The sequence below is a fragment of the Anaerotignum sp. genome, from assembly GCF_040307045.1.
GTDB lineage: Bacteria > Bacillota > Clostridia > Lachnospirales > Anaerotignaceae > Chakrabartyella.
Map to the genome: position 1 here is coordinate 60,430 of NZ_JAWRKF010000005.1, position 20,671 is coordinate 81,100.

16 protein-coding genes and 1 pseudogene are annotated in these 20,671 nt (G+C 39.4%); 9 read left to right on the forward strand and 8 right to left on the reverse strand.

Annotated elements, in window-relative coordinates:
* Positions 1–94: 94 nt before the first annotated feature.
* Positions 95–1,279, reverse strand: coding sequence for an aminotransferase-like domain-containing protein (locus ABVZ64_RS03795; protein WP_352399731.1), 1,185 nt, complete (start codon positions 1,277–1,279; stop codon positions 95–97).
* A gap of 603 nt (positions 1,280–1,882) precedes the next feature.
* On the opposite strand from ABVZ64_RS03795, the gene ABVZ64_RS03800 reads away from it, so the two are divergent.
* From ABVZ64_RS03800 to ABVZ64_RS03825, 6 genes and pseudogenes are all read left to right on the forward strand, one after another.
* Positions 1,883–2,416 carry a helix-turn-helix domain-containing protein gene (locus tag ABVZ64_RS03800; RefSeq protein WP_313528539.1) on the forward strand — a complete coding sequence of 178 codons (534 nt, stop codon included), beginning with the start codon at positions 1,883–1,885 and terminating at the stop codon, positions 2,414–2,416.
* Between the two features lie 17 nt (positions 2,417–2,433).
* A pseudogene (locus tag ABVZ64_RS11930) lies at positions 2,434–3,438 on the forward strand (ABC transporter ATP-binding protein); the annotation flags it as partial.
* 578 nt (positions 3,439–4,016) lie between these two features.
* A complete protein-coding gene (locus tag ABVZ64_RS03810) occupies positions 4,017–4,859 on the forward strand; it encodes an ABC transporter permease (protein WP_352399733.1) in 843 nt (280 codons plus the stop codon).
* Positions 4,859–5,656, forward strand: coding sequence for an ABC transporter permease (locus tag ABVZ64_RS03815; protein ID WP_352399734.1), 798 nt, complete (start codon positions 4,859–4,861; stop codon positions 5,654–5,656). Before ABVZ64_RS03810 ends, ABVZ64_RS03815 begins: the two co-directional genes overlap by 1 nt.
* Entirely contained in the window at positions 5,653–6,732 is a 1,080-nt protein-coding gene (locus ABVZ64_RS03820; RefSeq protein WP_352399735.1) for an ABC transporter substrate-binding protein, read from the forward strand. The genes ABVZ64_RS03815 and ABVZ64_RS03820 overlap by 4 nt, the downstream gene beginning before the upstream one ends.
* A gap of 137 nt (positions 6,733–6,869) precedes the next feature.
* Positions 6,870–7,259: a hypothetical protein gene (locus ABVZ64_RS03825; RefSeq protein ID WP_352399736.1), complete on the forward strand. Its 390-nt coding sequence runs from the start codon at positions 6,870–6,872 to the stop codon at positions 7,257–7,259.
* A gap of 527 nt (positions 7,260–7,786) precedes the next feature.
* Here the strand turns inward: ABVZ64_RS03825 and lnt are convergent.
* Complete coding sequence (lnt, locus tag ABVZ64_RS03830) at positions 7,787–9,169, reverse strand: apolipoprotein N-acyltransferase (RefSeq protein ID WP_352399737.1); 1,383 nt, start codon at positions 9,167–9,169, stop codon at positions 7,787–7,789.
* Positions 9,170–9,422: 253 nt separating this feature from the next.
* Between lnt and ABVZ64_RS03835 the strand changes: the two genes are divergently transcribed.
* The 3 genes from ABVZ64_RS03835 to ABVZ64_RS03845 are packed head-to-tail and all read left to right on the forward strand — an operon-like array spanning position 9,423 to position 13,542.
* Complete coding sequence (locus ABVZ64_RS03835; protein ID WP_352399738.1) at positions 9,423–10,604, forward strand: leucine-rich repeat domain-containing protein; 1,182 nt, start codon at positions 9,423–9,425, stop codon at positions 10,602–10,604.
* 11 nt (positions 10,605–10,615) lie between these two features.
* Complete coding sequence (locus ABVZ64_RS03840) at positions 10,616–12,007, forward strand: vWA domain-containing protein (protein ID WP_352399739.1); 1,392 nt, start codon at positions 10,616–10,618, stop codon at positions 12,005–12,007.
* Entirely contained in the window at positions 12,004–13,542 is a 1,539-nt protein-coding gene (locus ABVZ64_RS03845) for an ATP-binding protein (RefSeq protein WP_352399740.1), read from the forward strand. Before ABVZ64_RS03840 ends, ABVZ64_RS03845 begins: the two co-directional genes overlap by 4 nt.
* Positions 13,543–13,666: 124 nt before the next feature.
* Here the strand turns inward: ABVZ64_RS03845 and ABVZ64_RS03850 are convergent, their stop codons facing one another.
* From ABVZ64_RS03850 to ABVZ64_RS03875, 6 genes are all read right to left on the reverse strand, one after another.
* The gene (locus ABVZ64_RS03850) at positions 13,667–14,446 is read right to left on the reverse strand and encodes a sulfite exporter TauE/SafE family protein (protein ID WP_352399741.1); all 780 of its coding nucleotides are present in this window, start codon (positions 14,444–14,446) and stop codon (positions 13,667–13,669) included.
* 211 nt (positions 14,447–14,657) lie between these two features.
* The gene (locus tag ABVZ64_RS03855) at positions 14,658–16,004 is read right to left on the reverse strand and encodes an aminotransferase class V-fold PLP-dependent enzyme (RefSeq protein WP_352399742.1); all 1,347 of its coding nucleotides are present in this window, start codon (positions 16,002–16,004) and stop codon (positions 14,658–14,660) included.
* A gap of 5 nt (positions 16,005–16,009) precedes the next feature.
* Positions 16,010–17,386 carry a thioether cross-link-forming SCIFF peptide maturase gene (scfB, locus tag ABVZ64_RS03860; protein WP_352399953.1) on the reverse strand — a complete coding sequence of 459 codons (1,377 nt, stop codon included), beginning with the start codon at positions 17,384–17,386 and terminating at the stop codon, positions 16,010–16,012.
* Positions 17,387–17,506: 120 nt separating this feature from the next.
* The gene (gene scfA / locus ABVZ64_RS03865) at positions 17,507–17,653 is read right to left on the reverse strand and encodes a six-cysteine ranthipeptide SCIFF (RefSeq protein ID WP_307884490.1); all 147 of its coding nucleotides are present in this window, start codon (positions 17,651–17,653) and stop codon (positions 17,507–17,509) included.
* Between the two features lie 228 nt (positions 17,654–17,881).
* The gene (locus tag ABVZ64_RS03870; protein WP_352399743.1) at positions 17,882–18,805 is read right to left on the reverse strand and encodes a sensor domain-containing diguanylate cyclase; all 924 of its coding nucleotides are present in this window, start codon (positions 18,803–18,805) and stop codon (positions 17,882–17,884) included.
* 269 nt (positions 18,806–19,074) lie between these two features.
* Entirely contained in the window at positions 19,075–19,851 is a 777-nt protein-coding gene (locus ABVZ64_RS03875) for a ZIP family metal transporter (RefSeq protein ID WP_352399744.1), read from the reverse strand.
* Positions 19,852–20,671 lie beyond the last annotated feature (820 nt).

Genomic DNA, 20,671 nt, shown 5'->3' on the forward strand with positions numbered 1-20,671 from the left:
CATCCATCTTTGGATGTTTCGAGAGGGTCTTACTTTTACACCATGCACTACGATGCACGACCATACACGACGATTTGTTCAATTAGCTGTCCTTTTACTTCAAGTTTGCTCGAATAACATCAGCCAATGCCTTTACGCCTTCAATTATTTTTTCATCACTCATACAAGAATAGTTCATCCTAAAGCAACTGTTCTTTCCACCATTGGGGAAGAAGCTACCACCTGGAACGTATGCAACCTTCTTTTCCAAACACTGCAATGCCATTTCTTTTGTATTAATGTAGGAAGGCAATTCAACCCATGTAAATAAGCCGCCATCAGGATAGGTGAATTTAGCTTCTGCGGGGAAGTGCTCCTTCATTGCATTCATCATAACATCCCGTCTGTGTTTGTAAACCTCTTTAATCTTAGCTACGTGTTCATCTAGGTCGTAAAGATCCATAAATTTGTTTGCCTGAAGCTGTGTTAATGTTGAAGACTGTAAATCTGCACCCTGTTTAATGGTGTTAAACTTTAACAGAATTTCATCCTCTGCGCAAACCCAACCCAATCGGAAGCCTGGAACCATAATCTTGGAGAATGTTCCAAGGTAAACAACCAAACCTTTTGTGTCTAATGATTTCAAAGCTGGTATATTGGCATTTTCATAACGCAACTCACCGTAGGGATTATCCTCAATTACAGGGATTTCATATTTATTGACAATTTCCATGAATTTCTGTCTTCTTTCCAAGGACCATGTGCGACCTGTGGGATTCTGGAAATCAGGAATTACATAAATCATCTTAACATTATCTGTGGTAGCGAGAATTTTTTCCAATTCTTCCATAATCATACCACCGTCATCCGTAGGTACTTCCATAAATGTAGGCTCGCAAGCTTTAAAAGCATTAATTGCTCCTAAATAGGATGGACTTTCCATCAAAATTACATCGCCCTCGTCAACAAATACCCTAGCAGCAAAATCTAGACCCTGCTGAGAACCACTGGTAATCAAAATTTGATCTGGGTTCGTGACAATATTATTTTTTTCTTTCATTCTCTCCGCAATTTTTTGTCTTAGCTGAGGAAGACCTTCGGTAGAGGAATATTGACACGCAACGGTGCCCATTTCTTCCATGACCGCAATGCCGGCCTGCTTTAATTCTTCTACAGGAAACAACTCGGGTGCGGGCAAACCGCCTGCAAAAGAAATAATGTCGGGTCTAGCGATGAGCTTTAAAAGATCACCAATATCTGAACTGTCCAAAAGTTCCAGCCTTTTTGCAAAACGTACCATAACTTCTATTCCCCTTTCATGATGGCATTCCAACCTTAATATAATGTACTTTTATAAAAACATGTACTTATTAAGCCATAAAAACCCATTGCTGTCAATGAAATTTTTCAAAGAATGTATTTTATTAAATACAGTTATAATGGTGATTTTTTCAAGGATTCTCGGCAAAATACCTGTATGTTTTCATATAAATAAAATCCATATTTTTTCAATTTTCACCTCATCTCGTCAAAACAACAGAGAAAAACCCTATTATACATAAAAATTTCATCATTTTTTCTTATTACTCCCTGAATTCCGAAACCCTCTCCTTGCCTTCCACGTGTTTATAAGACATCTCTGAAATGTTTTGTAATACTAAACCAAAGCTTTTATCGGCAATCTGCAAAACCCTCCCACCTCATTGCTATAAGCGAACAAACTAAAAAAGCAATTAAAAAAAGTGCCTTTTTAATACATAATGTCAAAAAGTTTTATATATCGAATTTTTTGTTTAATTTTTATTGCATTATAACGTATTTGCTGTATAATAATTGAGGTTTAGTAAAAATAATACTAAAGTTTAGTGTTGCTAAATTCCAAACTTAGAAGGAGTTGTTGAGGATGGATATCGGACATAAAATCAAACAGCTTCGTGTGCAAAAAGGTCTTACCCTAGAAGAACTGGCCAGCCGCAGCGAACTAACCAAGGGTTTCTTGTCCCAGATGGAAAGAAACCTTACGTCTCCTTCCATTGCTACCTTAAATGATATCGTAGAAGCATTGGGGACTACTTTATCCGAATTTTTCAAAGAAGAAAAACAAGAAAAATTGGTATTTCGCAAAAAGGATTTTTTTGTCGATGAGAGAGAGCATTATACCATCCACTGGATTGTGCCCAACACACAAAAAAATGAAATGGAGCCCATCATGATTGAATTACCCCAGGGAGGAGAATCTTTTCAGATGGACCCCCACAGTGGTGAAGAATTTGGGTATGTATTGGAAGGCAGTATTACCCTAGACTGCCAAGATGAAAGTTTTACTGTGCACAAAGGAGAAACATTCTACCTTTCTGGAAAAACAAGCCATTTTTTGAGAAACGACAAAAAAACGAAGGCAAAGGTCCTTTGGATCTCAACGCCGCCGTTATTCTGATATGATGGGAGGCAGACATGAAAAAGCTGATTCAATTCAAAAATATCGTCAAAGACTTTGACGGCAAATTAGTTTTAAAAGGTATTAATTTAGATATCTATGAGAACGAATTCGTTACATTGCTTGGACCCAGTGGTTGTGGCAAAACAACGCTATTGCGTATTTTGGGTGGGTTCCTGACGCAAACGGAAGGACACGTTCTTTTTGATGGGGAAGAAATCAGTAAAGTTCCCCCTTATAAACGGGAAATCAACACAGTATTCCAGAAATACGCCTTGTTCCCCCATATGAATGTATATAACAATATCGCTTTTGGTTTAAAAATTAAAAAAGAACCAAAGGATATAATTGAGCAAAAGGTAAAACGTATGCTTAAGTTAGTAAATCTTGAAGAATATGCCGACCGTAACGTTACCGAAATGAGTGGTGGTCAACAGCAACGAGTTGCCATTGCCCGTGCCTTGGTAAATGAGCCTAGCGTACTTCTTTTGGATGAACCCTTGGGTGCGTTAGACCTAAAGCTGAGAAAAGAAATGCAACAGGAGCTAAAAAAAATCCAGCAAGAGGTTGGCATTACCTTTATTTACGTTACCCATGATCAGGAAGAAGCCCTTACCATGTCTGATAAAATCGTGGTTATGAAAGAAGGGGAAATCCAACAAATCGGTTCCCCCACAGATATTTATAACGAGCCCGTTAATCAATATGTTGCCAACTTCATTGGCGAGAGTAATATCATTGATGGCGTTATGCTGGAAGATTATCTGGTTATGTTTGAAGATAAAAAGTTTAAATGCGTGGATTTTGGCTTTGCTCCCAGCGAGAAAGTTGATGTGGTTATCCGCCCTGAGGATTTGGATATTGTCCCTCGTGCCGACGGCAAACTGAAAGGCATCGTAAAATCTGTTCTTTTTAAAGGAGTTCATTACGAAACCGTAGTGGAAACAAAAGTGGGTACCTCCATCACTGTTAAAATGATGGTTTCCGATGACCGTCCAGTCTACAACGAAAATGCTAACGAAAAAATGTCTGCCAACGACTTTTATTTGGATGTAGATGATGTTGACGAATTAGATGAGGGTACCATCGTTGCCCGTGCCGATGCACAGGCTTGGGACCCAGAAACAGATGAGTTTATTTCCATTAAAGAAATTAGCTACTCAATCAAAAAAGAAAACGGAAGCTATCCCGTTACATTCTCAACTGCTGCTGGCACCTCAGTCACAGTAAATATGATTGTAAAAGATGAAAACCGTATTGCAAATAAAGAGTATCAGGAGGAAATTTTCGCCGTTAATTTCTTCAAAAAAGCCGATGAAATTCATGAATCCATCGCTTTGGAAACGGACCTCAAAACTTGGGCCAATGCCACTGCCTGGAGCTTGGAAGACGGCACATCTGTTGAAATTACCAACGTAAAATATAACTTCGATCCCGAAACCGTAACCCCAGGTGTTTATGAAGTAACTTTTGCCACCGAAGGCTACGAATATAAAATAGATACTACCGACCGTTATGACATCGGTGCCGAGGTAGGTCTAACCTTCCAACCAGAAGATATTCATATCATGACTAAGGAAAACTGAGGGGAGGGTGTTCCATGAGACAATTTCGAAATATGGCTTTGCCCTATATCGCCTGGATGGTAATTATCATCGTCCTTCCAATGCTCTTAATTATGCTGTACGCCTTTACCCATGAGGGTAATGACGTGGCAACAATCCGCTTTACATTGGAGAATTTTACTCGTTTTTTCAGCGATAAGGTATTTATGAGTGTGCTCAAGCGCTCCCTATATATTGCTGTCATAACAACAGTAATCTGTATTATATTAGGTTATCCTATTGCATATGTCATTGCAAACCGCAGTGAAAAAAGCAAAATGTTTTGGGTGCTTTTAATTACGTTACCAACTTGGATTAATATGTTGGTTCGTACCTATGCGTGGATGGGTATTTTGCAGGATGAAGGGATTATCAACCGCCTGCTTGGTCTTTTGGGCATTGGTCCAATCACCATGATACACACCACCTTTGCCGTGGTGTTAGGCATGGTTTATAATTTCATTCCCTTTATGATTTTACAAATATATACTTCCCTTACGAAAATGGATAAAAGCTATTTGGAAGCTGCCAGCGATTTGGGTGCAAATGGGGTGCAGTCATTCTTAAAAATCACACTGCCCCTTTCCCTGCCCGGGGTAATCAGCGGTATCACCTTGGTTTTTTTACCTGCCGTATCCAGTTTCTTTATTCCAAAGCTTTTGGGCGGCGGACAGTATGTATTGATTGGTAATGTCATTGAAACCGAATTCTTAACCTCTGGTGACTGGAACTTCGGTAGTGCTATTTCCTTGGTAATGGCCGTCATTATTATGATGTCCATGTATATAACCAAGAAAGTAGACAAAGACCCTACGGCAAATGGAAGGGGGAGTAAATAATGGATAAGAAAAATACGAGCCTGTTCTCGAAAATTTTATTGGGTGTAACTGCAATCTTCTTTTATGCACCAATTCTCTACATTATTCTTTTCTCCTTCAATAGCTCAAGGTCTTTGACAAGATTTGAAGGTTTCTCCTTCCGTTGGTATGAGAAAATGTTCTCCGATTCGACTATGATGGAGGCTATCGCCTACACTGTAATTATCGCTGTTTTAGCTACCATTATTTCTACAATTGTGGGTACATTAACAGCAATTGGTTTATCAAAATCCCGTAAACTGGTGAGAGGTGTGGTAGAACAGGTCAATAATCTACCTATTATGAATCCCGAAATCGTAACTGCCATCGGGTTGTTAATGTTCTTTAGCGCTTTGGGTGTAAAAAAAGGGTTCTTAACCTTGTTGCTTGCCCATGTAATGTTTTGTATTCCTTATGTTATTTTAAGCGTTACACCAAAGCTTCGATCCTTAGATCCAAACTTGGCGGATGCCGCCCTAGACCTAGGGGCAACTCCAATGCAAGCTCTATGGAAAGTTATCGTTCCCCAAATTATGCCAGGAATTATCTCTGGTGCATTGATTGCCTTTACCATGTCTTTTGATGATTTTGTCATCTCTTATTTCGTAACGGGCAACGGTGTAAATAATATTTCTATTTTGGTGTATACCATGAGCAAACGTGTAAATCCGTCTATCAACGCCTTAAGTACCTTGGTAATTTTGTTGATCACGGTGGTTTTATTAATCGTAAATATTATCCCTATCATTAAAGAGAAGAAAGGAAGAAAAGTGACATGAAAAAAATGATTGCATTGGCACTTGGTTCGGCATTATTGCTATCTGGATGTGGCGGAGGTAGTTCCTCTAGTGCAGCAGCCGAAGAAAAATACGGCTCCTCCACACTGAAATTGTATAACTGGGGAGAATATATGGGCGAAGACCTTATCTCCAATTTTGAAGATGAATTTGGTGTTAAAGTAATCGTTGAATACTTTGATTCAAATGAAATGATGTATACAAAGCTGCAAGCAGGGGATGCTTATGATGTCCTTGTCCCCTCTGATTATATGATTGAAAGATTGATTTCTGAGGATATGGTGCAGGAATTAGATTTATCTTTAATCCCTAATATTTCTAATCTGGCAACAGGTGTGAAAAATCTTCCCTACGACCCAAACAACACATACTCCGTTCCTTATTTCTGGGGTAACGTAGGTATTGTTTACAATCATAATAACGTAGATCCTGCTGACGTAGAAAAATTAGGCTATAACATCCTTCATGACACAACTTACAAAGGCCACATTTATGTTTACGACTCCGAAAGAGACTCTTTCATGATGGCTTTAAAAGCTTTGGGCTACTCCATGAATACCGAAGATGAAGGTGAAATCGAAGCAGCTTATAACTGGTTGTTAGAAATGAATAACACCATGGATCCTGCTTATGTTACTGATGAAGTAATCGATGGAATGATTAACGGAAATAAAGATATTGCTGTTGTTTACAGCGGTGATGCTGCAACTATTTTGGATGAAAATGAGGATATGAGTTTCTTCTTACCTACAGAAGGCACAAACCTGTGGAGCGATGCTATGGTTATCCCCGCTAACGCAGAAAATCCGCTTTTAGCCCATGAATTCATCAATTATGTTTTAACCTATGATGCTTCCTATGACAACTCAGAAACTGTGGGATATTCCTCCTCCAATCAGGAAGTCTTAGATGATATGGCTGCACCTGATGGAACCTACGGTGAGAACGAAGCATATCTGCCCAGAACAGACTATGATAAGGATGAAGTCTTCGAAGATAACCCTGTTTTGAAGCAAAAATTGGCGGAACTTTGGATTAAGGTAAAAGCTTCCCACTAATATTCCTTTCGGCTACAATTGGGGTATCTTCCCCCTTATTTTAAGAAAAGTGTTGACTATCACCTCATTTATACTTTTGTCCAATTCTTAGGCATTGACTGCGGTCAATGCCTATTACTCTATAAGGAGGCTTTTCTATGTTTGCAGATAAAATTGAAAATTGTAGAAACAAATATTCAGAAATTTTAGTTTGCCTCAGTCATAGCTCCGTTGCAAAAGCGGAATGGCTCAAGACAGGTGGAATCCTAGGGCATCTGCTTTCTCCAAGGCAAGTGGAGTCTTGGCTTATGGTTGGTAATACATCTCTACCAAAAGAAATAGCTTTTGAAGGGAGCTTAGAGGAATTTTTATCCATCTTCCCTAAAAATGAAATTGCTCGTAGCAAGGCTATGCTAAATGGCATCTTACAGGGTGCTGTGGTTGAGCATCACAATGAAATTTGGGAATTTTACAGCTGTAACGTGGCCGTTATGGGTTGTTGTATGGGTGAATATTTTTCCATTGTAAACCGCAAAGAAATTTTTTAAATCAAAAACACGTGTTAAACAGGAGGCGTGTACTGACTTTAGAGAGGCTTTTTCATGGGACAGAGTCTTAGATCCCCCACCCACTAAAATATCAAATATGGTTTACTGCTGCAGTAAGCATTTCATTCCACTAGCACAGATACTGCTGTTTTAAATCTAAAGCAATGATAAAGCCCTCATATATTCGGCTGAATATATGAGGGCTTAAAAAGCACTTCTTATATCTTCGTTTGAGCTTTTCCTTTACTGGGGTACGTAATTGTAATAGACTACCTCTTACTTTTGATGTAGCCTGTTCAAATCCCCCCATTGGATGTACACAACTTTGCGGCACCAGTCCGTCCCCTTGCAGTAGCATCAACCATCAAGTTCTCTTAGGCATTATTGCCCCATATGTAGGGCAATAAATTTAGGTCAAAATCAAATCATTCTGAGGTGTTTTCTACCCCGTTGAGTTGTGCCTTAGGCTAACAACCCTATATACGAACTCCCAAAAGGCTACTTTTTCTGTTGTAAATCTGATCTAACTAAGCATGAAGTCTTCTGAATAACAAATATCCCAGTGCCAAATAAACCACCCAGTCTCCAAACTTAACATAGGGCGTTATATTTTCTTGCAAATATACGTCTGCCGTTAATACTCCCGATGAATATGGGGGATAAGTATCAACCACCCTGCCGTATGGATCTATCACTGACGTAATTCCCGTATTGGCACTTCTTACCAAATACCTGTGACTTTCTACCGCTCGCATAATACCATGGGCATGATGCTGATATAGCGCAGGCGTATGCTCAAACCAAGAGTCATTGGAAGAAACAACCAACAAACTTGCCCCATCTTTTACACTTTGACGCATAATGGGGCTAAATATACTGTCATAACAGATCATAGCACCAACCGTTGCCACCTCTGTTTGAATCAATAAAATTTCCTCACCAAATGACAGATTGTTGGTATGCCCAAAGAATCTAGCAAAAGGTGCAAACTCCCCATACGGAACTAGCTTTTGTTTATGATACCTAGTTCCGTTTCTAAGATTAACCAAGGAGTTATAAAGCCTTCCGTCCTCTTCCCGAAAAAATCCACCAACTATCATCTCCCCTTGATTTGCACTAGAAAATTCCAGAAGCCTATCCAGCACCTCCCCTTTTAGTGTCATGGGAAATGCTGTTTCAGGCAAAATTAATAATTCTCCCCCTTGGACAAGGGCCTCTTCGCATAATGAGAAATATCTCTCCAGTGTTTCATCTGTGGTGGCTTGCCATTTTCCCATTGAACCAATCCCCCCTTGTATTGCAGAAACACGCAGTGCATTCCTTTGTTCAATGGGATTTTTTAAAACCATACTTCCATAAATATAGTTCCCACAGACTATAAATACCGCAATCAAAAGATATTTGGGTTGCCACCCTCGAACCGCCTTTGCCAGTAATACATTTACAGCAACAATCATAGCCGTAACACCAACTGCACCAGCCATGGATGCAATTTGAATCAACTCTGGGTTAGGAGTCAATATCACCCCAAGACGCCCCCAAGGAAAGGAAAGGGGTCCCAAGAAAGAAGGCATCATATCCGCCAGAGTAAATACTGCAATTATTTCTAATATCCCTTTGGGTTTAAAAACATGAAACGGCAACCAATACAAAAAAGCCATGCTCAGCCCGATCACCACAATGCCCACCGTTAGCCAAATAGGACTTGCCATGGCAGTCAGCCGATATAGCCATAGCATTAAAATCACATAATAACTAAATGCAAACAAAGCCACGTTTTTAGCCATTTGTCTTCTCTTTCCCACTACAAAAAGCGGTACCAACGAAACAAAAACAAAAACGGAGCATTTCTCTCCACTAAAAGCCGCGGCAGTTAAAATACCAGATACGATAGAAACTAAGGAATGCAAAGAATACCCCCTAAACATCATTCAGAAATAACTTTGGTTTCGTTTCATCCAAAGCCAAGAAAAAAACCCATATTTTTCAAGATTAACAGTTTCAATTTTGCAAAACATTACAATAACATAATAGTCCCATTAAAAAGTTTCACTTAACAACTATTATATCCAATTTTTTCTAAATTCCACGCGCTTTTTTTGACACCACCCATGAGAAAGAAGTATAATGGGACAGAAGATTAAAATAGAAAAGGATACAATTATGAAATCAGTAAAACAGGTTATGTTATATTATAAAGATTCTGCTCAGGGCATTACCATTTTAGGTGCAAAAGGCAGAGCAAGCCAATTAAATATCCCAGAAAGCATCAACGGCAAACCTGTTATAGCCATCTCAGATTACGCTTTTGCTATTTTACAGGAACAGCCCTTAGCAGAGGAGGAAAGTATGGCAGAACTTTGCTTTTGCCCAGCGCTTGAGGAAAGAACTTCTGCTCTCCCACAAGATCATGGTGATGCTATTACACGTATCATCCTTCCTGACACCATCAGTCACATTGGAAGCCACGCCTTCTCCGGCTGTACCGCCTTGCGTAGTGTGCCTCTACCTGATGCCCTAGAAACAATTGCGCCACATACTTTTTCAGGCTGTCTTTCCTTGGAATCACTGATGCTCCCCCAAAACACGAAAGTAATTGGCGGGTATGCATTTTACGATTGTCGCTGCTTAAAAGCCCTTCAGCTTCCCCACGGAGTTCACTCTATTGGCCGCTATGCCTTTTATAATTGCCGTTCAATGGTAAAAATAAATATTCCCCAAAGCGTTGAACATTTGGAAACAGGGTTGTTTTTGAATTGTGATTGTTTATACGAAATTCATTTCGGACAATGTAAAAACGTATCTGATTTGATTGCAGTTTTAAATCATGAATTGTTGCTAACCATAGATTTTCCTGATGCAAGGGTTAAACTTCTGATACCCGATTTTCAGTATGAGTATATCGAAGACACCCCCGCAAGGCAGTTCCACCAAATAAATTATGGCACTGGCCACTTGTTTCGCCAGTGTATCCGTAATTCGGATATTGACTTCCGTAGATACGATGAATTGTTTTATCTAACCAAAAGGGAAGATGCAGCAGTTTTGGTATTATTGCTGGCGGTGTATCGCCTTTCCTATCCCTACCGATTACAAGAAAATAGGCGTGAAACTTATCTTACCTATGTACGGGAGCATCTGATTTTTGCAACGGCCTACTTTTTAGAACAAAATAACTTAGAGGTAATCCGTAAATTCACACAATGGAGTTTGTTTACACAAGAAACCTTACCTCAGATTATTGAACTGGCTCAAAAAAAGAAAAAAACCGAAATACTAAGTTTTCTTATGGATTATCAGCATAAAACAGCTACGACTCCAAAGAAAAAAACCTTTGATTTGTAAAGGAGGCAACTATGAACGAAAACCATCAACGGCTGATACAAATCGGCAGTGCAATTTTAAATGCCTCTCGCAACGAATTATATCTTTCCTTGCGATTTTTAGATATGGCTCTAAGCGGTCTGCGATATGAAATGAATCTTTCCTCCCTTTATGTAGGAACAGACGGGGAAAAAATCTTGTTTAACCCTCGTTATCTTGTTCAACGCTACCAATCCGATCCCGTGTTGGTCAACCGCCTTTATTTGCATATGCTACTTCATTGTATTTTCCGCCATCCCTTCCATACAGGGAAACGGGATGAATCCCTTTGGGGCCTGGCTTGTGACATTGCCGTAGAATCTATCATTGACGCTCTGCCGGCAAAGGCCACCCACCTTGTGGTTTCTGACCGTAGAAATGAAATGTATACTGAGCTAAAAAAAGAGCTAAAGGTACTTTCAGCAGAAGGCATCTACCGAATTTTATCCCAACGTCATATTTCCGAAAAAGAATTTGGAAAATTGCAGCTTGAATTTTGGGTGGATGATCATGTTTTTTGGGCACATAAAAAAGAAGACGACCAAAATCAGGATAATGATAACCAAAGCAACGAGGAAAAACAGGAAAACCAAGATCAAACAAAACAGAACCAGCAAAAACAAAAAGATATGGAAGAAAAATGGAAACAAATTGGAGGGAAAATGGAAACCAATTTGGAAACCTTCTCAAAGGAAATGGGGGAAAATGCTGGCCATTTGCTGCAAATTTTAAAGATAGAAAATAGAGAGAAGTATGACTACCGTCAATTTCTCGAAAAGTTTGTCACCCTAAAGGAAGACCTCAGGGTAGATGATGATTCTTATGATTATATCTTTTATACCTACGGCTTATCTTTATACGGAAATTTGCCTTTGATTGAATCTTTAGAATATAAAGAAGTGAAAAAAATTGAAGAATTGGTCATTGCCATCGACACCTCAGAATCCTGCGAAGGCCAGACAGTAAGTCGTTTTTTAGAAGAAACCTACGCCATTTTAAAAAGCAGTGAATCCTTTTTTCACAAAGTTAACATTCACATCATTCAAAGTGACGCCAAGGTGCAACAAGATGTCATCATAACCTCCCAAGAGGAGTTAGAAAAATATATGGAAAACTTTCGCCTTATGGGCAGTGGTGGTACCGATTTTCGCCCTGTGTTCGAATATGTAGACAAGCTTATCCTAGAAAAATCATTTCAAAATCTAAAAGGCTTGATCTATTTCACCGATGGCTATGGCATATTTCCTCGTCATCGTCCAACCTACGATACAGCCTTTGTATTTTTTCACGAAGAATATTTGGACTTAAATGTACCCCCTTGGGCAATGAAAGTCGTTCTTGGTCCCGATGACCTCTCTATTTATGATAAGGAGAAAAGAGTATGAATATAAAACAAGCAAAAGAAGAAATCAAAAGAGCCATAGAGGCTTATCTCATAAAAAATGAATTTGGTGAATACCTAATTCCCCGCGTTCGTCAACGCCCTGTTTTGCTCATGGGTGCCCCAGGTATTGGCAAAACCGCCATTATGGAACAAGTTGCTAGGGAGTGTGGTGTGGGCCTAGTTTCCTATAGCATTACCCATCACACGCGCCAAAGTGCCATTGGCCTTCCCTTTATTAGTCATAAGGAGTATGGCGGCAAAGAATATGCTGTTACAGAGTATACCATGAGTGAAATTATCGCCTCAGTTTACAACAAAATGGAAGAAACGGGTCTGACTGAGGGGATTTTATTTATTGATGAAATTAACTGTGCCTCGGAAACCTTGGCCCCCGCCATGCTTCAGTTCTTGCAAGCAAAAACCTTTGGTGCCCATAGTGTTCCCGAAGGCTGGCTGATTGTTGCAGCGGGCAATCCCCCCGAATATAACAAGAGTGTTCGAGAATTTGACGTTGTTACCTTGGATCGTGTTAAAAAAATCGATGTGGAGCCTGACTTCCAGGTTTGGAAAGAATATGCCTATAAGCACTCTGTTCATGGGGCCATTATGTCCTACTTGGAAATAAAGAAAAATAATTTCTATGCCATGGAGACCACCGTGGATGGTAAACGATTTGTGACCGCCAGAGGTTGGGAGGATCTCTCCACCATATTAAAGGTTTACGAAACCATGGGCATTGCCATTGATGCCAGCATGATTGCTCAATACTTGCAACATCAAAAAATAGCCCGAGATTTTGCCAATTATCTAGACCTTTATAATAAATATAAAACAGACTACCATGTGGAGGATATTTTGAAGGGTACCTTCACTCCTCAGGCAGTTTCAAAGCTATCTACCGCCTCTTTTGATGAAAAACTTAGTGTGCTTGGGTTACTACTAAGCCGTCTTTCTGATGACTTTAGATTGGCATATGAACGCGATTTATTTACCACCGAGTTGCATCAGAGCTTATTAGAATTAAAGGATCGTTTCCAAAGCCCTTATTGCAAGGAAACCCCATGGGAAAAACTCATGGAAAGCTTTATAGAGGAAAAAGAAAACGCCTATCGTCAAGAACAAAAGACGGAACTTTTGGATCAAAGCACAAAGAAAAGCCGCCTTATGACCATAGAAAAACTATTAGCCTTTGAAAATCAAATCAAAGGCCTAGGCCTTCAAGACAAAGATGAAGTCTTCCAAGAAGTCAAAACCATCTTTTCCAACGAAGTGCAGACCCGCCAAACTATCATTGATACCTCCACATATGAATTGGATAATGCCTTCTTGTTTTTAGAGGAAGCCTTTGGTGCTGGTCAAGAAATGGTTATTTTTATCACTGAACTAACCACCAATTTTTACAGTGTAAAATTTATCAGCGAAAATGGCAGTGAAAAATACTACCAGTATAACAAAGAGCTGTTGTTTGATGAAAAACAGAAAAGCATTCTAAAGGATATTGAATCGGCAAAAGCAGAAGGCACCTTGTTGTTCTAAATAAAGAAGCAGAAGCAAAAAATGAAGCCAAGGCTGGTTTATAATCGCTTCTGCTTTTTTTTTCTTCATAAATCATCTCAAAAATAGATAATAATTTCCCCTTTACTTCAAAGCTGTATCCCTTTTAGAATAACACATCTGACGCCATTTTCAAAAACAGCAATACAATCACCACCATTAACATCAATTTGATGGCCTTTGTTCCCCTTTTTATAGCAACACCTGCCCCAATAAAATTGCCAGCAATGCCAAACAGAGCCGCTGGAATGGCAATGGGCAAGTAAACAGTTCCCTTAATTAAAAATACCACTAACGCCGCATAATTAGATGCTAAATTTAAGCATTTTGCATTTCCCGATGCCGTGCGCATATCGTATTTCATAATCAGACAAAAAGCCATCAATGCAAACGTTCCTGTCCCAGGGCCAACCAACCCATCATAAAACCCGATAAAGCCACCAATTAATAATGCAAAAGCTACTTTTTTCTTATTTGAGAAGGAGTCAGACAGGTTCTCTCCCCCCATATTTTTATTTACAATGGTAATCACCCCTGCTATGGGCAATATCACCAACATCATTGTTTTCAACGTACTGTCGCTTAAATAAAGTACAACCTTAGCCGCCAATGCCGATGCAAAAAAAGCTCCAACCGCCGCTAATATCCCCACATGAATGTCCAGCATTTTGTGCTTCCAGTAACGCAAAGTTGCAACTGTTGTTCCAAAAGCCGCAGAAAATTTGTTGCAACCGTAAACCAAATGCATTGGCATACCCGTCAGCGTATATGCAGGCAAGGAAATTAATCCACCACCCCCAGCAATAGAGTCCAAAAACCCCGCCAAAAAACACGCAATCATTAGCATAATAAAATTAGGAACGGAAACCATTACTTCTGTGAACATACAAACACGCCTTTCTAAACCTCTACCATCAAGTCAAAATATGCCTCATCGTATCATTTTTCTTCTCTTTTTCAATCATATCCCTTCTTTTACCCCTTTCAACCGGCCTTTATTTTAAAGATTGATTTACATAAAATAAGCGTGCATAAACTGCACGCCGAAGTTGGAAATCACTTTCAATTTTGATTACATAACAGAACCCACCTGTGTCCTATTCCTCTACCACCACGTCAATTTCCTCTATGCCATAAAGAAAAAATAGGTCTATCATCTCTTGGGTGATGCGCTCCCCGCTAATAGCAATGGGGATAGCCGGTGGGCAAGAAACAACAGGTGTTGCACAAATCCGCCCCAACGACTGCTGTGTCAAAGCACTACATCTCTTGGCAAACATGGCTTGCCGGATAGACATAACCTGCTCCCCTCTGGAAGGCAAAACAGTCCTGGGCGCCTTAACTCCCTGTGAAATTACTGGCTCTAAGGCATCCTCAGCCAATTCAAAATCCGAGGCCTTATTTTCTGGTGTAAACATAAAGACCAAATGATCTGCATCGGCAAATTCTACTTCTATGCCGCTTTTTCTTAAACGCTCTGCCAGATCATGCCCAAGTATACCCATCTTTCCACTTTGAATCACCAGCTTAAGGGGTTCAACATGGTGTAAGGCATATCCCTTTTTGTGCAATTTTAGGGCAAGCAGGTCTATATCCCTTTGGCACGCAAGAATTCTATCCCCATATCCTTCTGCTAAAGCACGGTTACACAAATCCAATGATTGTAATATTAAATAGGATGGACTGGTAGACCCGAATAAAGACAATGCTTTCTTTCCGTCTTCTTGAAAAGATTCCAAGGCGCTTTTACTAACATGAAGGTACCCACCACCAGTTAAAACGGGTAACGTTTTGTGGGCAGAATCGCAACACATATCCGCCCCCAAGTCTAATGGGTGTAAGGATGGCTGCAAGAAACGTAGGTATGCCCCATGGGCATTATCCACCAAAAGAGGAACGCCATATTTCTTACATACCTCAGAAAGCCCCATAATATCCGCCATTCCCCCTAAATAATCAGGAGAGGTAATATAAAAGGCAAAGGGCAAAATCTCTAGAGAACCCAAAATCTCATCAAGCTGTTTTGGCAATATAGGGCAAGCGCAAAGGGTGGTTTCTTGTTGTGGATAAACCCATTGGACATTTAAATCCAACAACGCACAAGCATGCAAAAAGGCCTTATGGGCGTTTCTAGCGGCCAAAATTTTTTGTTTATCCTGCCTTTTTTTGCTATGAAGCATAGCTAAGTACACCATAGCACCAATACTTTGGGATGAGCCACCTGTAGTATAAAAGGTTCTTCTAGAACCAAACAACTGGGTTGCATTATCCTCACTTTGCTTTATAATCCCCTGGGGATGGTAAAGATCATCTGCACCTTTGATTTCAGTAATGTCAAATAGTTCACACCCCAAAAAGGGTCTGCCCTTATGCCCCGGCATATGCAGGCGAACAGCGCCCTTTTTTTGGTATTCTTTTACAAAATCATAAATAGGCGTATCCATGGCTCTTAATCCTCTACGTTTTCTGCAACCTTCATCATAATGGCACATTCCATACGCTTTTTAAACAGCTTGCAACCGTATTCATAAATACCCTGAATACTACCAGAAGCGTGGTAGGAGTTGGCGGCACAACCTCCGGAACAGTACATCTTTGCCCAGCAATCTCTACATTCTTGTCTTGCATATGCATTACAATGGCGGAATTCATCCTGAACGTCGGTATTTTTCACACCATCCCAAATATTTCCCAAGCTGTATTTCTCATCACCAACAAATTGGTGACAAGGGAATAGTTCCCCCCAAGGGGTAACAGCCATATATTCTGTTCCCGATCCACAACCAGTAATTCTTTTATAAACGCAAGGGCCATTTGTCAAATCCAACATATAGTGATAGAATTCAAACCCGTTTCCTGCCTTCTTACGACGTATCATTTCTTTAGCCAGAATTTCATATTGTTCAAACAGCTTTGGTAAATCTTCTTCCGTTAACGCAAAGGGATCCGATGGGTCACAAACAACTGGCTCCATACTCAATTCTGTAAAGCCCATATCAGCCATATGGAAAATATCATTGGTAAAATCTACATTGTTGTGGGTAAAAGTACCACGCATATAGTAGCCCTTTTGCCCCCTCCTTTCTACAAACTCTTTAAACTTGGGTAAAATCAAATCATAGCTACCTTCACCTGTTATGGTTTTGCGCAAATTGTCATGGACTTCTTTTCTGCCATCCAAAGATAATACAACATTGTGCATTTCTTTGTTTGCAAAATCAATGACATCATCATTAATTAAAACTCCATTCGTTGTAAGGGTAAAACGGAATTTTTTATTATGAATTGGTTCCTGCTCCCTTGCATACGCAACCAACTGTTTGATTACATCCCAATCCATCAAAGGCTCACCACCAAAGAAGTCAACCTCCAAGTTGACTCTGCTGCCAGAATGGGCGATCAAAAAATCCAGTGCTTGTTTTCCTACCTCAAGGCTCATGAGGGCATGATCTCCCTGGTACTTACCCTGGCTTGCAAAGCAGTAACTACAATTCAAATTACAGGTATGGGCAACGTGAAGGCAAAGAGCCTTTACTACATTGCTTTTATTTTTAAAATCTATAGCCAAGTTTTCATATTCGTCCTTGGTAAATAACTTTCCCTGATCAGCTAAAGTCTGGATATCCTGGATACATAGGCAAACTTCCTCCTGTGTTACATCCCCTCTATCTGCAAACTTGGCCAAAATCTCTTTTACAATTTCATCTTTATCATGAGTTTCAAACATCTGAATAATTTCATAAGCAACCTCATCCACCACATGAACAGAGCCACTACAAGTATCTAATACAATGTTATATCCGTTTAATTTATATTGATGTACCAATTTTTTCAATCCTTTCTACTGCCCAAGAGTGAAATCCCACCCTTTTACGGCACCCCCAAATACGAAAAATGCCGCCTTACTGAAAAGAAGGCGGCGGATTCGTTGTCAATCCTTTTGAGCTTACTTCTGTTTGCTCTCACAAGGCTGGTTTGCAACGCCACAGGAGGTTTTGCAAGCAGACTGGCAGGATGTCTGGCATTCGCCACAACCACCAACAGCTACGCTCTTTTTCAGGTCACGAGTTTCAATTGTTTTGATTCTCTCCATGGTTTCATCTCCATTCTGTTTATGAAAATTCTAATCATTCAATGCGCTTTTATTGCCCGAAAGAGGATAACACTTCCACCAATAAACCGCTTTATACACTGAAAAAGTATATAACATCATACCCTGATTGTCAAGGCGCAACCTTAAGAAATCAAGGATTTTCCCCTACTATAACAACTTTTTGAGGGCCTATTTTCCCCTTTACGCCATCTGATCATTTCCATCCATTTATAATTCAGAAAAAAAGGTATATTTATTTTTTCCGCACTTAGAATAATATAGTGCTACATCTGCTTTCATTAAAAGCTGTTCATAATTACGTCCATCTTCAGGATAAACCGACACCCCTATGCTCTTTGTCACTCCATAATCGTTATCACTACTGTCCATTAGGAGGTTTAAATACTTTATCAGATCTTCCCTTTCTTCCAAATCTTTCACCAAAATTATAAATTCGTCACCGCCAAAGCGGCCAATGGCATCTGTAGTTCTAAAAATATACTTCAAGCGCTCAGAAATCCCCCGCAAAACACGATCTCCTTCTATGTGTCCATATGTATCATTCACTTGTTTAAAGTTATCCAAATCAAATAAAATGAAATAATGTTTTTTATTGTTTTCTTTCTCCAATATTACTTTAATGCGCTCCTCCATATATTTCTTTGCATATAGCCCCGTAAAGCTATCCAAACTTGCTTTTTTTGTCAGCAATTCTGTTTTAGCCTTAATGGCACTAATGTCCGTTATGACCCCAATCATCCGTACAGGCACATTTTTTTCCATAATTGGTGAGATATCAATTTTACACCAAATAAAGTTGGTATCTCCCGCTTTCATTCTTGCCTCATAGGTAGTGGAGTGACCGGATAAAGTTTTTGCAAAAGCCTCTTCAATGACCTTCAAATCAGCAGGATGGGAAAAATAATCGGATACAGCTAATCTGTATTCATCGGGAGGAAGGATGCTAAAGGGCTGCACTTCCTTCAGAATTTTTCCCCCAGGCACCCCAAAAATATCTTCAGAATTCTCAAAAAATGTATATAACTGTCGACGCAAATCAACTTCAAAAACACAAATTTTTCCGGATTTTAAAGCGATTGTTAGCCTTTGTTTATAGTTCCTTAGCTGTTGCAAATTCTCAGCATAATTCATTGCACACATCACTCCCAGTAAATCCACTCTGCTACTTAATCCCAACTTCATTCTATCGATAAACAACTAAAAAAACAAGAAAAGGTAGTGATAAATTTAATTTTTAATAATAACAAAGTGTATTATATTAACCTGGCTTGACACGTATCAACTTGACATACATTTGTAATTTTTTTATATGGTTTTGGCTATATAAGGGCAATGCAAAATTTATACCAGCCCAAAATCAAAATGGTTATTCCTCTCTACCTTTAAACGTAGGAACCCTCTCACCCCAACGCTACATCCAATATCATCATCAGAGCGAATCCTACCGCTACGCCCACTGTTCCTATATTAGAGTGCTCTCCCTCTTGTGCCTCAGGAATCAGCTCTTCAACAACAACATAAATCATTGCACCTGCGGCAAAAGCAAGGAAATAGGGAAGTAAAGGTACCACCTGTTCCGCCAAAAGAATAGTAACTACCGCACCCATTGGCTCCACAATCCCAGATGCAGCTCCATATAAAAATGCTTTTTTCTTACTCATCCCTTCGCTTTGAAGGGGCATAGATATAATTGCACCCTCAGGAAAATTTTGTATAGCAATTCCCAATGCTAGGGCAAATGCCCCCATGAAAGTAATTCCGGAATTTCCCATCAAAGCACCGGCAAATGAAACACCCACTGCCATGCCTTCGGGTAAATTATGCAAAGCTACTGCCAAAATAAGCATAGATGATTTTGATAGCTTACTGGGTATTCCTTCAGGTTTTTGGCTATTCTGATGTAAGTGGGGAATCCACGTATCAAGTGCTAATAAAAATATGATACCAAGCATAAACCCTATAACGGCGGGTAACCACGACAATCTTCCCAATCCTTCTGATAAGTCCAATGCAGGAATTAATAAAGACCATACCGATGCGGCAATCATAACCCCTGCAGCAAAACCTAGAAGCATTTTCCTGATTTTACGATTCATCTCACCTTTCATAAAGAACACCATACTTGCCCCTAACGTGGTACCAATAAAGGGTGTTAACAAAATCATAGCTTCTTTCATAAAAATCACCTCTTTTTATCTTTTTACTTTTATCAATTTTCTACCGTCAAAACAAGGGTATTTTCTTCCGCTTTAATAAAAATGTTCCATACTAAAATGCTATTTGCATATTCACTCTTATCTGGCTTCCTGGGTGACATCCAACGCAGACAATGTTGCTTTGCACTCTTATGCAAAGTGACCTTCTGGGGGGTAACTGGGTAAACCAACTGGTAAATCTCAACTCTTTCATATTCCTCTTATTATGTCTCTGTTTCCAACTTTTTACGACACAACAAAAAATTTGTCTTTCATTGTACAACATTCATCCCATTGGCTGCCTATTGCTACTTTCAAAATATCCTATGTAATCTCTTGTTGAACATAAATTAGCATAGTAATATTTTCTCTCAGGCTTTGTAAAACAAATTAGTAATAAATTCCGTATTTATTTTTTATCAAAACAGTTTACACTCAGCAGTCATATTTGAATGATGAGCTCCATCTTGCCCTTAACCGATCGTTATAACTTTTCCTAGTGAATATGTGAAAATAAAGCTCCATCTGGTTATTTATAAACCAATAATTAGATGCAACCTGATTTCACCCTTTTGCATTTCTGCGTTCTTTTTCATGCCGAAGTATCGTTTTGTTCATAAGCATTTTTTATAAATAGTAAAATTGAACCTTTGAACTTGTAACCAATAAAACGTATTTATCATAGTTTTGATACATTTTGTTTGAGCTACTTGCCAATTTTAAAATGTACTTGGTACCCTTCCGCTTTCTATAAACTCCAACTCGCTCATATCGTCCTTTCCTTTCGTGGCATACAAAAAAT

Coding starts and splice junctions, on each gene's coding strand:
- ABVZ64_RS03855 (WP_352399742.1), bottom strand. CDS start 16,004: ATGGATACGCCTATTTATGATTTTGTAAAAGAATACCAAAAAAAGGGC.
- ABVZ64_RS03850 (WP_352399741.1), bottom strand. CDS start 14,446: ATGTTCACAGAAGTAATGGTTTCCGTTCCTAATTTTATTATGCTAATG.
- ABVZ64_RS03840 (WP_352399739.1), top strand. CDS start 10,616: ATGAACGAAAACCATCAACGGCTGATACAAATCGGCAGTGCAATTTTA.
- ABVZ64_RS03795 (WP_352399731.1), bottom strand. CDS start 1,279: ATGGTACGTTTTGCAAAAAGGCTGGAACTTTTGGACAGTTCAGATATT.
- ABVZ64_RS03800 (WP_313528539.1), top strand. CDS start 1,883: ATGGATATCGGACATAAAATCAAACAGCTTCGTGTGCAAAAAGGTCTT.
- ABVZ64_RS03825 (WP_352399736.1), top strand. CDS start 6,870: ATGTTTGCAGATAAAATTGAAAATTGTAGAAACAAATATTCAGAAATT.
- ABVZ64_RS03810 (WP_352399733.1), top strand. CDS start 4,017: ATGAGACAATTTCGAAATATGGCTTTGCCCTATATCGCCTGGATGGTA.
- ABVZ64_RS03835 (WP_352399738.1), top strand. CDS start 9,423: ATGAAATCAGTAAAACAGGTTATGTTATATTATAAAGATTCTGCTCAG.
- ABVZ64_RS03815 (WP_352399734.1), top strand. CDS start 4,859: ATGGATAAGAAAAATACGAGCCTGTTCTCGAAAATTTTATTGGGTGTA.
- ABVZ64_RS03820 (WP_352399735.1), top strand. CDS start 5,653: ATGAAAAAAATGATTGCATTGGCACTTGGTTCGGCATTATTGCTATCT.
- scfA (WP_307884490.1), bottom strand. CDS start 17,653: ATGGAGAGAATCAAAACAATTGAAACTCGTGACCTGAAAAAGAGCGTA.
- ABVZ64_RS03870 (WP_352399743.1), bottom strand. CDS start 18,805: ATGAATTATGCTGAGAATTTGCAACAGCTAAGGAACTATAAACAAAGG.
- ABVZ64_RS03845 (WP_352399740.1), top strand. CDS start 12,004: ATGAATATAAAACAAGCAAAAGAAGAAATCAAAAGAGCCATAGAGGCT.
- ABVZ64_RS03875 (WP_352399744.1), bottom strand. CDS start 19,851: ATGAAAGAAGCTATGATTTTGTTAACACCCTTTATTGGTACCACGTTA.